Source organism: Bradyrhizobium sp. Leo114, assembly GCF_055229415.2.
In genome coordinates this window covers 1-13,938 of the sequence record NZ_JBUYEN020000026.1, presented here as the reverse complement: position 1 = coordinate 13,938, position 13,938 = coordinate 1, and the positions used below count along the sequence as shown (strand labels likewise).

Sequence of the window (13,938 nt, the reverse complement as noted above, 5' to 3'; positions counted from 1 at the left end):
AGTAGGGAGTAGCGTCTCTACTCGCCATTCGCTGTTCGCCTTCCCTACCCGCTATTCCTCAACCCTGCGGAGATCCCGTTGATCGTGAGCTGGATGCCGCGCAGCACCTGCTCGTCAGGGTTCTGCGCGCGGTGCTCTTTCAACAGTTCCACCTGCACGTGGTTCAGCGGATCGAGATAAGGGAAGCGGTTGCGGATCGAGCGTTCGAGCAGCGGGTTGCCCTGCAACAACCGCTCATGGCCCATGATGTCCAGCAGCGTCTCGATCGACAGGTGCCATTCGCGGCGGATGCGGCCGAAAATCTTCTCGCGCAACTCCGCATCCGGCACCAGCTCGGCATAGCGCGAGGCGATCGCGATCGAACTCTTTGCCAGCACCATGTCCATGTTGGAGAGCAGCGTGCGGAAGAACGGCCATTCCTTATAGAGCTCCTGCAGGAACGGCATGCCCTGCTCCGGATGCTCCGCGATCCAGGCCTCGACCGCGCTGCCGAAGCCGTACCAGCCCGGCAGCATCAACCGGCACTGCGCCCAGGAGAACACCCAGGGAATGGCGCGAAGGTCCTCGATCTCGCGGGTCTTCTTGCGCGACGCCGGTCGGCTGCCGATGTTGAGCGTCGCGATTTCGTTGACGACGGTCGAGCCCCAGAAATAATCAGCAAAGCCGTCGGTCTCGTAGACCAGACCGCGATAGGCCTTGAAGGCGAGCGCCGAAAGCTGCTCCATCGCCATCAGATATTCGGCGCGCGGCGCGCTTTGCCTGGGCTGCAAGAGGCTGGTCTCGAGCGTCGCGGCGGCAAGGATCTCCAGGTTGTTGCGGCCGACTTCGGCGTTGGAATACTTGCTCGAGATGATCTCGCCCTGCTCGGTGATCCGGATCTGGCCGTTCACGGCACCGCCGGGCTGGGCGATGATGGCGTCATAGCTCGGGCCGCCGCCGCGGCCGACCGAGCCGCCGCGGCCATGGAACAGACGCAGGCGCACGTGATGGCGCTCGAACACCTCGACGAGGCCGATCTCCGCCTTGTAGAGCTCCCAGCCTGATGTGACGAACCCGCCGTCCTTGTTGCTGTCGGAATAGCCGAGCATCACCTCCTGCACGCCGCCGCGACTGTCCACCAATCGGCGATAATCGTGCAGCGCCAGCATGCGGTCCATGATGCCGCTGGAGGCCTGAAGATCCTCGATGGTCTCGAACAGCGGCACGATGTTGATGGCGCTGCGGCCGGAGGGATTGATGAGCCCGACCTCCTTCAAGAGCACAGCGACCTCGAGCATGTCGGACATGCCCTTGCACATCGAGATGATGCATTGGGAAATCGCCTCCGCGCCGAAGGTCGCATGCGCTTCGGCGGCTGCCCGGAACACGGCGAGTTCGCCTTGCGTCTCCTCGCTGTATTTCACGAAGGGCGAGGACAACGGACGCGCGCTGCGAAGTTCGCCGAGCAACAGGTTGATGCGGGCATCCTCGCTGAGCGCCATGTAGGACATGCCGGGGATCGCAGTATCAAGCAGTTCGGCGACGGTGCGCTCATGCACCGCGGAGTTTTGCCTGATGTCGAGGCGGGCGAGATGGAAGCCGAAGCAATCCACCGCGCGCCGCAGCAGCCGCAAGCGTCCACGCGCGATGACGGCGGAATTGTTGGCAATCAGCGAGCGGTCGAGCACATCGAGGTCGGCCTTCAGCTCATTCACATTGGTATACGGCTCGGCCTTGCCGACCGGCCGCCGCGTGATCTCGACCTGCAGCTTCTCGGCGGTCGCGGTGAGCCGGGCATAGATGCCGGACACCGCCAAACGATAGGGCTCGCCGCTCCGGTGCGGCGAAGGATCGGGCGAGCGCTCGGCGAGCACACGCAGCTCGTCAGAAACATCGGCAAGGTTCTTGGCTAGCGACAATTCGGCGCCGAGTAAGTGCAGCTCTTCCAGATAGAAGCTCAAGATCCGGCTCGACTGCAGCCGCAGCGTGCCGCGCATGACGTCGGCGGTGACGAACGGGTTGCCGTCGCGGTCGCCGCCGATCCAGCTTCCCATCTTCAGGAAGGATGCGAGTTCGCCGGGCTCGCCGCCTTCCTTGTTGAGCCGGTCTTCCAGCGCACAATGCAGCCGCGGCACCTCGTGGAGGAACGTGTAGTCGTAGAACGACAATCCGTTGGTGACCTCGTCCAGCACCGTAAGCTTGGTCCGGCGCAACAGATTGGTCTGCCATAGCGTCACCACGGCGCGGCGAAGCTGCTCGTCGCTGGCCTCGCTCTCTTCGGGCGTCATCTGCAACCGCTCGCGCCGGTCGAGCAGACGTGCGACCTCCATCTCGCGGTCCATGGTGCTCTTGCGCCGGACCTCGGTCGGATGCGCCGTCAGGACCGGGCTGACCAGGGCACCCTTGAAGAAGCGGCGCAGATCGTCAGGGCTGAATCCAGCCTGCTGCGCATGGCTCACCGCCTGCGTCAGCAGGCTCGGACGCGGCGCACCGGCTCCCCGCCCCCGCATCTGGCGGATGTTGTTCTGGTCCTCGGCGATGTTGGCGAGGTGGGAGAAATAGCTGAAGGCGCGGACGATCCGCACCGTCTCCGAGATCGACATGCTGTCGAGGATGGTTTCCAGTTCCCGCCGCGCCAGCCGGTCTTCATCCCGATGGAACCGGATCGAGGTCTGGCGGATGCGTTCGACCAGGTCGAAGACGTCGGCGCCCTCCTGGTCGCGCACGGTGTCGCCAAGGACGCGCCCGAGCAGGCGGATGTCAGTGCGCAGCCGCGTGTCTTCCTCAAGCGCCTGGCTGTCCTCAGCGCGGTTGGCGCGGACATCGGTTTCGGAAGACGTGGTCTGGGGAGACATTGGCTGATCGCTCCAGCAACTGCCCGGCAGGCGCGGAGTGTGCAACTTTTTTGCCGCAGCGCAAGATGAAGTTGGAGGCGGCGCACACAGGATGTTGCGCCGCCGACCTCGGCTTCCAACCTCATCCTGAGGGGCCGCGCCAGCGGCGTCTCGAAGGATGGGCCGCGGGCGCTGTCGGGGCCTCATGTTCGAGACGGCGCTACGCGCCTCCTCACCATGAGGGTCTGTCATCAAGCCCGGGACGACCGGAGGCTAAATCCTCCTTCCCGCCTGCTCCCAATAGGGGTCGCGGAGGCGGCGCTTGAAGATTTTGCCGGAATCCTCGCGCGGCAGGTTGGTTGCGATTTCGATGTGCTTGGGCACCTTGTAGTCGGCGAGCGAGTTCTTGAGCTGGGCGCGGACCGAGGCGACGTCCAGCTTGGCCCCTGCTTGCGGCTCGACCACCGCCATCAGCGCCTCGCCGAATTCGGCATCCGGGATGCCGAACACCGCACAATCATGCACGCCGGGAACGGCATGCAGCACCGCCTCGATCTCGGCCGGATAGATGTTGACCCCGCCCGAGATCACCATGTCGCGCTTGCGATCGCAGATGAAGACGTAACCGTCCTGGTCGATATAGCCGACATCCCCTGACGTGATGAATCCGTCGCGGTCGATCTCGGCGCGCTTTTCGGGCTTGTTGTGGTAGGTGAAATCCGGATTGCCTGATATCCGCGAATAGATTTCGCCGATCTCGCCTGATCGCAGCACTTTGCCGTCCTCGCCGATGAAGCGCAGCTCGGCGCCGGGCGAAATCTTGCCGACAGTGCCGGGCTTCTTCAGCGCATCCTCGGAATTCGCGAACGTTACCGCCCCAGACTCGGTCGAGCCGTAGAACTCATAGATCACCGGCCCCCACCACTCGATCATCGCGCGCTTGATATCGGCCGGACAGGGCGCGGCAGCGTGGATGACATGGCGCAGCGAGGACACGTCATATTTCCTGCGCACCTTCTCCGGCAGCTTCATCAGGCGGATGAACATGGTCGGCACCATGAAGACGGTGTCGACCCGCTGCTCCTCGACTAAGCTGAGGAAATCTTCCGCATCGAAGCGCGGCATCATCAGCAGCGCGCCGCCGAGCCGGCCGGAGCGGAGGCCGAAGGAATTCGGCGCGGAATGATAGAGCGGGCCCGGAAGCAGCGCGCGGACGCCGGGCCTGAGACCATAGATCATGGCGCGCATCGCTTCCGCATTGGCCGCCTGCTCCGGCGTCGGGGCAAAGCGGCGGACGCCCTTGGGATGGCCTGTTGTGCCCGAGGTGTAGATCATGTTCTGCGGCTGCGGCACTACCGGGCCGTCATAACGTGGGTGTTTCGCGAGCCACGGCTCGAAATCAACAGCGAAATCCGGCACGCCGAGATGATCGGGATTGATCTTGTAGTTGGCGAGGATCTCCGGCGGCGTCGGCACGCTCAGCACGGTGATGCCGGCAGGGATCGCATCCCGCAGCGGATGCAGCATGTCGGCATGCGCGATCAGGACCCTCGTGCCGGAATCCGTCAGCACGTAGTTGATCTCTTCCGGCTTGAAATGCCAGTTGATCGGCACGCCGTAGGCCCCGAGCCGCATCGCGGCATAGGCGGCCTCGATGAAGGCGATGTCGTTGCGCATCAGCATGCACACGCTGTCGCCCTCGCGGACGCCAAGCTTCCGCAGGCCGCTGGCGATGCGCTCAGTGCGCTGGGCGACTTCCTCATGCGTGCGACGGCGATCGCCGCTGATGATGCCGAGGAAGAGTTGGGAGGTTTCGCTCATTTGCTTGTTGTTCTTGTCCGTTGTTGGCCCGGCATTCGCTGTTTTCGTCGTCACCGGGCTTGTCCCGGTGATCCACGTTCTTGCTTCGTCGCCGAGAGACCAAAACGTGGATGGCCGGGACAAGCCCGGCCATGACGGCGTGAGAGGCTCTGCACGTCCACAAAGCGCGGCGGGCGCTTGTCGATGTTGGCGCGCACGGCCTCCGTCTGGTTCGGGCTGCCCAACAGCTTCTGCTGCTCGACGGACTCGGCGAGCAGCGCCGGGCCGGGATCGACCGACAGCTTGTTCAACAGGCGCTTGGCGGCACGGACCGCATCCGGACTCTTGCCGGCAATCTCGCGCGCGACCTCGAAGGCCGCGGCGAGCGGATCGTCGCACACGCGGGTGGCGAGGCCATAGCCCAGGGCCTCCTGGGCCGAAAAGATGCGCCCCGTATAGGTGAGCTCGCGCAGGATATCGTCACGCACCAGCGTGGCGAGGATCGGCGTGCCCGCCATGTCGGGGACGAGGCCCCATTTGATCTCCATGATCGACATCCGCGCGTCAGCGCTGAGGAAGCGCATGTCGGCGCCAAGCGCGAGCTGGAAGCCGCCGCCGAACGCGACGCCATGGACCGCGGCGATGACCGGCACCGGGAGCTGCCGCCAGCCCCAGACTGCCTGTTGCGGGAAATTGGCCTGCCCGTGGGTGCGGATGGTGAGGTCCCGCTTCTCGCCGCCGGCAATCCCGTTGCCGCCCTTCTCCTTCATCGCGGCGAAACGCCCCATGTCGAGGCCGGCGCAGAACGCCCGCCCCTCCCCGGACAATACTACCACCCGGACGCCTTTTTCGGTCGAAAGTCGCTCAGTCGCGGCCACCAGCGCCTCGAACATCGGGGCATCCAGCGCATTCATCTTGTCCGCGCGCACCAGCCGGACATCGGCGATCCCATCGGAAACCGAGATCGTGACGCGTTGCTCCATGGAATTGTCCTCCGCTGATCTTGTTGCCGCTTTACAGAAGGGCCGTTGCCGGTTTTAGTCAATCGACCAATTAACTGACAATCCCCTTTGGGTGGAAACCATGTTCACAGATCAGCTTCTCGCCGGACGGCGTATCCTCGTGACCGGGGGCGGTACCGGCCTGGGCAAGTCCATGGCCGCGAAGTTCCTGCAGTTGGGGGCCGAAGTGCATATCTGCGGCCGCCGCAAGATCGTCTGCGACGAGACTGCAACCGAGCTGATGGACCAGTCTGGCGGGCGCGTGGTCAGCCACGGCGTCGATATCCGCAGCGCGCAGGCGGTCGACGAGATGATCGAGGCGATCTGGACGAGCAGCGGCCCCCTCACCGACCTCATCAACAATGCCGCCGGCAATTTCATCTCGCGTTCCGAAGAGCTCTCGCCGCGCGGGTTCGATGCGGTGGCCAATATCGTCATGCACGGCACGTTCTACGTCACCCATGCGGTCGGGCGGCGCTGGATCGCCGGCAAGCAGCGCGGCAATGTGGTGTCGATCACCGTCACCTGGGTGCGCAACGGCTCGCCCTATGTGGTGCCGTCGGCGATGAGCAAGTCCGCGATCCACGCCATGACCATGTCGCTCGCGATCGAATGGGGCAAATACGGCATCCGCCTCAACACCATCGCGCCCGGCGAGATTCCGACCGAAGGCATGAGCAAGCGCATCAAGCCTGGCGACGAAGCCGGCGCGCGGACCAAGGCGATGAACCCGATGGGCCGCGTCGGCACCATGGAGGAATTGCAGAACCTCGCCGTGTTCCTGATCTCCGGCGGCTGCGATTGGATCAACGGCGAGACCATCGCAATGGACGGCGCCCAGGCGCTCGCGATGGGCGGCAATTTCTATCAGCTCCGCGAATGGAGCGACGACGACTGGACCAACGCGCGCGACTCGATCAAGGCGCAGAATGAGAAGGATCGCGCAGCGCGGGGTTGACGTCGCCAAGGACGGCGTCATTGCAAGCCGCCACTCTCGCTCCCGTCATTGCGAGCGGAGCGAAGCAATCCATCGCGCCACTTGCGGAGACATGGATTGCTTCGTCGCTCGCGCTCCTCGCAATGACGGCAAAAACTCAATGCTTCCCCGCCCCCATATAGCCGAACAGGAATCCCGCCACTTTGCGCTTCTGGATTTCCTCGCTGCCTTCCGTGATGCGGTAGCGGCGGTGGTGGCGGTAGATGTGCTCGAACGGTTTGTGGCGTGAATAGCCCATGCCGCCGTGGACCTGCATGGCGCGGTCGGCGGCCTCGCAACAGAGGCGGTTTGCCCAGTAGTTGCACATCGAGACCTTGTCGGAGAGCGTGTGCTCGACCTGCGCCTGGGTGAGCTGGTCCATCTCCCAGGCGGTCTTGCGGATCAAGAGACGCAGCATCTCGGCTTGGGTCGCAAGCTCCACCAGTGGCCACTGGATCGCCTGGTTCTCGGCCAGCGCCTTGCCGAACGGTTTTCGTTCGCGCGCATAGGTGACGCTTTCATTGATGCAGTAGACGGCCGCGCCGAGCGAGCTCGCAGCCTGGCGGATGCGGTTCTCGTGCACGAAGCATTGCGCCAGCGACAGCCCGCGGCCGACCTCGCCGAACAGCGCATCCTCAGGCACGAATACATCCGTGAAGCTGACGCGGGGATGATCGGTCGGCATGTTGAAGGTCCACATATATTCCTCGACCTTCACGCCTTCCGATTTCGCCGGCACGAGGAAGCAGGTGATGCCGCGCGCATCGCCGTCATTGCCCGACGTGCGCGCGAACAGCGCGCAATGGGTTGCGACATGCATGCCGGTGGTCCACATCTTCTCGCCGCTGATGACCCAGCCCTTGACGTTGTCGCGGGTCGCAGGCTCCGCCCTGGTCTCCATATGGGTCGCATCGGAGCCGTGGTCGGGCTCGGTGAGGCCGAAGGTGATGCGGTATTTTCCTGTGATCGAACCGTCGATCATCGCCTTCTGTGCGTCGCTGCCGTAGCGGTCGAGCATGGTGACGACAGGAAAATTGCCGACGATCGAATGCTCGTTCTGCAGGTCGTTGTGCAGGCCTAGCCCCTTGGAGGCGAAATGCTCGCGGATCACCGCCATCCAGAGATTGGAGCCGTCCTTGCCGCCATAGCGTTTCGGGATCGCAAAGCGCAGATGACCCGCGGCATCGGCGCGGTCCTTGGCTTTGCGCAGCAGCGCTTCCCATTCGTGCCGCGGCAGGCCCCCGTTCTCGAAATCGGTGCGCGCCCATTCGCGGCGGTGGTCGAAGAAGCGGATGTTATCGTCGGCCTCCTCCAGCGGCTTGATCTCGCGCGCGATGAAGGTATCGAGTTCGGCGAGATAGGCGACGAGGTCCGCCGGCAGGTTGAAATCCAAGGTAGTCTCTCCCGCAAGATGTCGTTGCTTATCGTTTTGCGTTTAGGCGCTGCACGCCTCTGCTCAGCTCGATTAAGGTGAGAAGACGGCACTCAAGTCAAGCAATCACGTCGCGCTCGGCATGCGCAGACGCCTTGCGTAATTGGCTGGCATCGAGCGCCTGAGCCGCGCTACTATTGAGATCAATATTCTTCGCCACAGAAAATCAGCGGGAGCGAACATGGATCTGAAATTCTCGAAGGTGGAACGCAAGGGACCGATCACCATCGTGACGCTGTCGCGCCCTGAGGTGTACAACGCGCTGCATATCGATGCGCATTTCGAGCTCAACAAGGTGTTCGATGATTTCTCCGCCGATCCCGAGCAGTGGGTCGCGATCGTTACCGGTGCCGGCGACAAGGCGTTCTGCGCCGGCAACGATTTGAAATGGCAGGCGGCTGGCGGCAAGCGCGGCTGGGACAAGGGCGGCTTCGGCGGGCTGACCTCGCGCTTCGACTGCGACAAGCCGATCATCGCCGCGGTCAATGGCGTCGCGATGGGTGGAGGATTCGAGATCGCGCTCGCCTGCGACCTGATCATCGCCGCTGAGAATGCGACCTTCGCGCTGCCGGAACCGCGCGTTGGCCTCGCCGCGCTCGCCGGTGGCCTGCACCGATTGCCGCGGCAGATCGGGCTGAAGCGCGCGATGGGCATGATCCTCACCGCCCGTCACGTCAGCGCCAAGGAAGGCCTTGAGCTCGGCTTCGTCAACGAGGTCGTGCCGCAGGGCGAAGCGCTCGCTGCAGCCGTGCGCTGGGCCGAGACCATCTGCAAGAATTCGCCGATGTCGATCCGCGCCTCCAAGCAGACCATCGAACGCGGCCTGGCCGTGTCGCTTGAGCAGGCCATCAACGAGCAGCGCGAGTACCCCGCCGTGAAGGCGATGGCGGCCTCGCAGGATTACATCGAGGGCCCGAAGGCGTTTGCCGAGAAGCGCCCGCCGAAGTGGGTGGGGAAGTAGGCGGCCTTCGCTCTCCGTCATGGCCGGGCTTGTCCCGGCCATCCACGATCTTTGGCACCTCGATGAAGGACGCACGTGGATGCCCGGGACAAGCCCGGGCATGACGACACAACTACGATCTCGTTGTGTCGCTCATCTCCCGTTTATACGCCGCATAGTTCGGCTGATCGACGGCGAGCTTGTCCATCGTGGTCTGCCAGAGGTGATCGGCCAGTCCCGGCGTCTGCAAATCAACCACGCCGCTCGCGATCTTCTCCGAGAGCACGCGGTTAAGCTCGAACAGCGAGCCGTCGGTGCCGAGCAATTGCTTGAGCCGCGCCGCCTCCGCGGCATCGGCCACTTGCGCCAACGCAAGCTGGCGCGTGACCAGATCGAGTGCGTTGATGCCGACGCGGAGCTTGAATGCGTTGTGGCCCTTGATCGCGGGCGCGATCTCGTTGCGTAGGAAGTCTGCGACGGCCTTGATCAGTTCTGTTGGTGTCGGTTCGTCCTGCATCTCAACGCCCTCGCGGTGCCAATAGCCTGAGCAAATCGATCTCGGTCTCAGACGCACGACGGCCGATCATCGCGCGCTCCATCGAATGGTCGGGGCCAATGCGGAAGCGCTGCATCATGCCGCAGCACATCACGCCCCAGCGCAGCGTGCCCATGACTTCCCAGAACATCACCCTGACAGGATCGACCTTGCGGCCAGTCTCCTCGTAGCCTGCGAACAATTCCTCGCGCGAGCCAAAGCCACCGACCGGCTTGTCGATCTCGCCGAAGCGCCAGGAGTTGACGCAGATCCAGCCTAAGTCCTCCATGGGATCGCCGAAATGCGCGAGCTCCCAATCCAGCACCGCGCGCACGCCGTCTGGACCGATGATGAGGTTGCCATGGCGGAAGTCGCCATGCACCAGCGTCACCTCGTCCGATGGACCGGGATCGTGGTCGCGCAGCCAGCGCAGCGCCAGTTCGAACACCGGGCGCGGCCAGTCGAAGCCGCGATATTCCCGCTCGAGATCGCCGATCTCCTTGGTCGCCGTCATCTGCCTCAGCTTCGGCAGTTTCGTCGCCGGCAATCCATGGATGCCGGCTGCGACCTTGCCGAGCTGGCGCGCCAATAGGGGCCGCGCCTTGGCGAACTGCTCGTCGCGCAGGATCTTGCGCGCGATGGTCTCGCCCTCAACGCGGGCCATGATGAAGCCGGTACCAAGCCCCTCCTCCGGCCTCAGCACATGCAGCACGCGCGGCGACGGTAGGCCGGCATCATGCGCAAGCTGCATCAAGCTCGCCTCCGCATCGAGCCCGGCCGCGCGCGAGGGTGCCGCACCAAAGCCCGGCGGCGCGCGGCGCAGGATCGCGCCGATAGTGCCGTCCGGATGCACGATGTCGAAGGTCCAGGTCTCCTGGCTGGCGCCGCCGGAAAGCTTTGCGGCGCCAGTGACGCCGGTCGCGCCCGGATGGAAGGACGCGACGCAGCGCGCGAGTTCGGCCTCGATCATTTGCCCTTGAACTTCGCGGGACGCTTCTCGAGAAACGCGGTGACGCCTTCCTTGAAATCCTCGGTGGTGCCCGCTTGTCGCTGGCACTGGAATTCAAGGTTGAGCTGATCCTCGAACGAATTCTCCGGGCTGTCCCAATAGAGCTTGCGGATCAGCGACAGCGCGACCGTCGGGCCGTTGGCAAGCTCATGCGCGAGCTTCATCGCTTCATCCATCAGCGCGCCGTCGTCATGGAGGCGGTTGATGAGGCCCCATTCCAGCGCCTTCTCGGCCGGCAGCCGCTCTCCCATCAGCGACAATTCAATCGCACGCGCCTTGCCGACCAGCCGCGGCAACAGCCAGGTCGAGCCGCAATCCGGCACCAGGCCGATGCGGCGGAAGGCCTGCAGGAAATACGCCGAACGCGCGCACAGGATCATGTCGCCCATCAACGCGAAGCTCATGCCGGCGCCCGCCGCCGGTCCATTGACCGCGGTGACGATCGGGCAATGCAGATTGCGCAGCCGCCGCAGGAACGGATGGAATGCGGTCTCCAGAGCTGCACCAGCGTTGCGCTTGCCCGACGTCTGGTTGTTGCGTCCCTGCAGATTGGCGCCGGTGCAGAAAGCGCGGCCGGCACCGGTGATCACAACGCAGCGCACCTCGTCCCGCTTGTCCTCGATCGCATCGAGCGCTTCGGCCAGGCCGCCGAGCATGTCGATCGACACCGCGTTCATGACCTCCTGATGGTCGAGCTTGAGGACCGCGACCGGTCCATCGAAATCGAGCGTGACGTGCTTGAATTGCATTGTTTCCTCGCGAGTTGCGCCCGCGCCATGAGTAACGCGGTGGCCAAATCCCTAGGCCCATATTTGATTTTTGAGGCGGGCTTGTCCATGGTGGAGCAAGAACGTCTCGCTTTCGGATGCACGATTAACGTGCGTCAGGGCAAATGGAAACACCCCAGGGAAATACGCCAAGGAAAAAATACCATGAGCATCTTCGACCTCTCAGGCCGCGTCGCGGTCATCACCGGTGGCAATGGCGGGATCGGGCTTGGCATCGCGCAGGCGCTGAATGCCGCGGGCTGCCATGTCTCGATCTGGGGCCGCAACGCCGAGAAGAACAAGGCCGCCGCGGCAACGATGGCGGCGGGTCCCGGCAAGGTCGACACCCGCATCTGTGACGTCAGCAATGCCGCCTCGGTGCAGGACGCGATGAAGGCGACGCTCGACACCTTCGGCCGCGTCGATGGCTGCTTTGCCAATGCCGGGATCGGCGGCGGCGGACGGCGCGCCTTCATCGACCGCACCGAGGAGGAATGGCGAACCATGTTCGCAACCAATCTCGACGGCGTGTTCCATGTATTCCAGGCCGCCGCCCGCCACATGACCGAGCGCGCCGAAGCTGGCGATGCCTTCGGCCGCCTCGTCGCCACCTCGAGCCTGGCATCGCTGTTCGGCACCGCGCGCAACGAGCACTACGCCGGCACCAAGGCCGCGATCAATGCTCTCGTCCGCGCGCTCGGCGTCGAGCTGGCCCGCCATGGCGTCACCGCGAATGCAATCCTGCCCGGCTGGATCAAGAGCGACATGACGGCCGGCATCATGGCGAATGACAAATTCGTCGCCAATGTGATGCCGCGCATCCCGGTGCGCCGCTTCGGCGAACCCTCCGACTTCGGCGGCATCGCGGTCTATCTGATGAGCAAGGCGTCGTCGTACCACACGACGGATTGTTTCGTGATCGACGGCGGCTACACAGCGTTTTAAACGCTGTTCGAATTCCGTCATGCGGCAAAGGCGTCCTGCGCTGCGTCAGCGCAGGCACCCATGAAAAATGTGCGCTCGCGCTTTGAGACCGCCGCGTCTATGTTGGCCGCAACGATTTCGGCGATGGGAGGAAGAAAATGAAACACGCCTACATACCCCGGACCACCAACTACACGCTCAATCCGGGCGACGAGCTCAACGACCTCCGCATGTCGGATCAGGTCCGCCCGCTCTATGAGCATGTGAAGAAGTTCATCCGGGAAACCGTCGAGCCGATGTCGGTCGAATTCTATCGCCACGGTGAGAACAAGAAGGACCGCTGGAGCTTCACCGACGGCCAGCTCGAAGTGCTCGATAAGGCCAAGAAGAAGGCCAAAGAGGAAGGCCTCTGGAATTTCTTCCTGCCCGACGCCGAGACTGGCGAAGGCCTGAACAATCTCGACTACGCCTATATTGCAGCCGAGCTCGGCAAGAGCCCGCTGGCCTCCGAGACCATGAACTGCTCGGCGCCCGACACCGGCAACATGGAAGTGCTGGAGCGTGTCGGTACCAAGGCGCAGAAGGAGAAGTGGCTGAAGCCGCTCCTGAACGGCGAGATCCGTTCGGCCTACGCCATGACCGAGCCCAACGTCGCGTCGTCGGACGCCAAGAACATCTCCACCACCGCAAAGCTCGTCGGCGACGAGTGGGTGATCAACGGCGAGAAATATTACATCTCCGGCCTCGGCGATCCCCGCTGCAGGATCATGATCGTGATGGTGAAGACCAATCCGGATGCGCCGCCGAGCAAGCAGCAGTCGCAGATCCTGGTGCCAAAGGACACGCCTGGCGTCGAGATCCTCGGTCCCATGCATGTGTTCGGACAGGATCATGCCCCGCGCGGCCACATGCATCTGCGCTTCAACAACGTCCGGGTGCCGAAGGACAACATCCTGCTGGGCGAGGGCCGCGGCTTCGAAATCTCCCAGGTTCGGTTGGGACCGGGACGCATCCACCATTGCATGCGCACGATCGGCAAGGCGGAGAAGGCGCTCGACATGATGGTGCAGCGCGGCCTCACCCGTGAGGCCTTTGGCAAGAAGATCGCCCATCTCGGCGGCAATCTGCAGATCATCGCGCAGGCGCGCTGCGAGATCGAGGCGATGCGGCTGATGGTGCTGAAGGCGGCGAAGGCGATGGACGTGCTCGGCAACAAGGAGGCGCGCGTCTGGGTCTCCATGGTCAAGGCCATGATCCCCGAGCGCGCCTGCAAGATCATCGACCAGGCGATCCAGATGCACGGCGCCACCGGCATCTCGCAATGGACGCCGCTTGCCGAAATGTACCAGGACGTCCGCCATCTCCGCTTCGCCGACGGTCCGGACGAAGTGCACTGGATGGTGGTCGGCCGGCACGAACTCAGCATGCCGTAGCGGACGCGGCGATCCGTAGATGGGGTAACGGGCCGCGGTCTGCCCTCCAAGCAAGCCGCGCTTGCTACGGCGCTATGGGTGGCGCGCTGCGCGCGGCTTGCTTGGAGGGCGGGCGGTCGTCCCTCACATTGATGGTGTGACGGAGTCGAGGATGGACCTCGCTCCAAGCATCGAGGAGAGTCGACCATGGAGCACTATGCCGGAATCGACGTGTCATTGGAATGCTCGAGCGTGTGTGTGGTTGACGCCAACGGCAAGATCGTGCGGGAAGCCAAGGTGGCGAGCGAGCCGGAGGCGCTGATCGCCTG

The 13,938-nt window shown here is 63.9% G+C and carries 10 protein-coding genes and 2 pseudogenes; 5 read left to right on the top strand and 7 right to left on the bottom strand.

Translation table 11 applies throughout. The features are described 5' to 3' along the window. Positions 1 to 44: 44 nt before the first annotated feature. The 3 genes and pseudogenes from ppc to ACZIRK_RS27780 all read right to left on the bottom strand — a co-directional run. Entirely contained in the window at positions 45 to 2,834 is a 2,790-nt protein-coding gene (gene ppc, locus ACZIRK_RS27790) for a phosphoenolpyruvate carboxylase (protein WP_474418554.1), read from the bottom strand. 252 nt (positions 2,835 to 3,086) lie between these two features. Next, entirely contained in the window at positions 3,087 to 4,634 is a 1,548-nt protein-coding gene (locus ACZIRK_RS27785) for an acyl-CoA synthetase (RefSeq protein ID WP_474418553.1), read from the bottom strand. Positions 4,635 to 4,789: 155 nt separating this feature from the next. Further along, a pseudogene (locus ACZIRK_RS27780) lies at positions 4,790 to 5,596 on the bottom strand (crotonase/enoyl-CoA hydratase family protein); the annotation flags it as partial. A 100-nt stretch (positions 5,597 to 5,696) separates the two neighbouring features. On the opposite strand from ACZIRK_RS27780, the gene ACZIRK_RS27775 reads away from it, so the two are divergent. Further along, positions 5,697 to 6,572 (top strand): SDR family oxidoreductase, encoded by an 876-nt coding sequence (locus ACZIRK_RS27775; protein WP_474418552.1) that lies wholly within the window; start codon positions 5,697 to 5,699, stop codon positions 6,570 to 6,572. 136 nt (positions 6,573 to 6,708) lie between these two features. On the opposite strand, the gene ACZIRK_RS27770 is transcribed toward ACZIRK_RS27775, so the two are convergent. Then, positions 6,709 to 7,983: an acyl-CoA dehydrogenase family protein gene (locus ACZIRK_RS27770; protein WP_130224388.1), complete on the bottom strand. Its 1,275-nt coding sequence runs from the start codon at positions 7,981 to 7,983 to the stop codon at positions 6,709 to 6,711. A gap of 220 nt (positions 7,984 to 8,203) precedes the next feature. Here ACZIRK_RS27770 and ACZIRK_RS27765 point away from each other — a divergent pair, with 220 nt between their 5' ends. Then, positions 8,204 to 8,983, top strand: coding sequence for an enoyl-CoA hydratase-related protein (locus ACZIRK_RS27765; protein WP_130224390.1), 780 nt, complete (start codon positions 8,204 to 8,206; stop codon positions 8,981 to 8,983). Between the two features lie 112 nt (positions 8,984 to 9,095). Here the strand turns inward: ACZIRK_RS27765 and ACZIRK_RS27760 are convergent, their stop codons facing one another. From ACZIRK_RS27760 to ACZIRK_RS27750, 3 genes are read right to left on the bottom strand one after another with little or no spacing between them, the layout of a single operon-like run. After that, positions 9,096 to 9,479 carry a DUF6285 domain-containing protein gene (locus ACZIRK_RS27760; RefSeq protein ID WP_474418551.1) on the bottom strand — a complete coding sequence of 128 codons (384 nt, stop codon included), beginning with the start codon at positions 9,477 to 9,479 and terminating at the stop codon, positions 9,096 to 9,098. Between the two features lies 1 nt (position 9,480). Continuing rightward, a complete protein-coding gene (locus ACZIRK_RS27755; protein WP_464346327.1) occupies positions 9,481 to 10,467 on the bottom strand; it encodes a phosphotransferase family protein in 987 nt (328 codons plus the stop codon). Beyond that, positions 10,464 to 11,255 carry an enoyl-CoA hydratase/isomerase gene (locus ACZIRK_RS27750; protein ID WP_474418550.1) on the bottom strand — a complete coding sequence of 264 codons (792 nt, stop codon included), beginning with the start codon at positions 11,253 to 11,255 and terminating at the stop codon, positions 10,464 to 10,466. The genes ACZIRK_RS27755 and ACZIRK_RS27750 overlap by 4 nt, the downstream gene beginning before the upstream one ends. Positions 11,256 to 11,438: 183 nt before the next feature. On the opposite strand from ACZIRK_RS27750, the gene ACZIRK_RS27745 reads away from it, so the two are divergent. The 3 genes and pseudogenes from ACZIRK_RS27745 to ACZIRK_RS27735 form a co-directional block, all read left to right on the top strand. Further along, positions 11,439 to 12,218, top strand: coding sequence for an SDR family NAD(P)-dependent oxidoreductase (locus tag ACZIRK_RS27745; RefSeq protein WP_474418549.1), 780 nt, complete (start codon positions 11,439 to 11,441; stop codon positions 12,216 to 12,218). Between the two features lie 137 nt (positions 12,219 to 12,355). Continuing rightward, a complete protein-coding gene (locus tag ACZIRK_RS27740) occupies positions 12,356 to 13,630 on the top strand; it encodes an acyl-CoA dehydrogenase family protein (protein WP_474418548.1) in 1,275 nt (424 codons plus the stop codon). A 186-nt stretch (positions 13,631 to 13,816) separates the two neighbouring features. Further along, positions 13,817 to 13,938, top strand: a pseudogene (locus ACZIRK_RS27735) (IS110 family transposase); the annotation flags it as partial.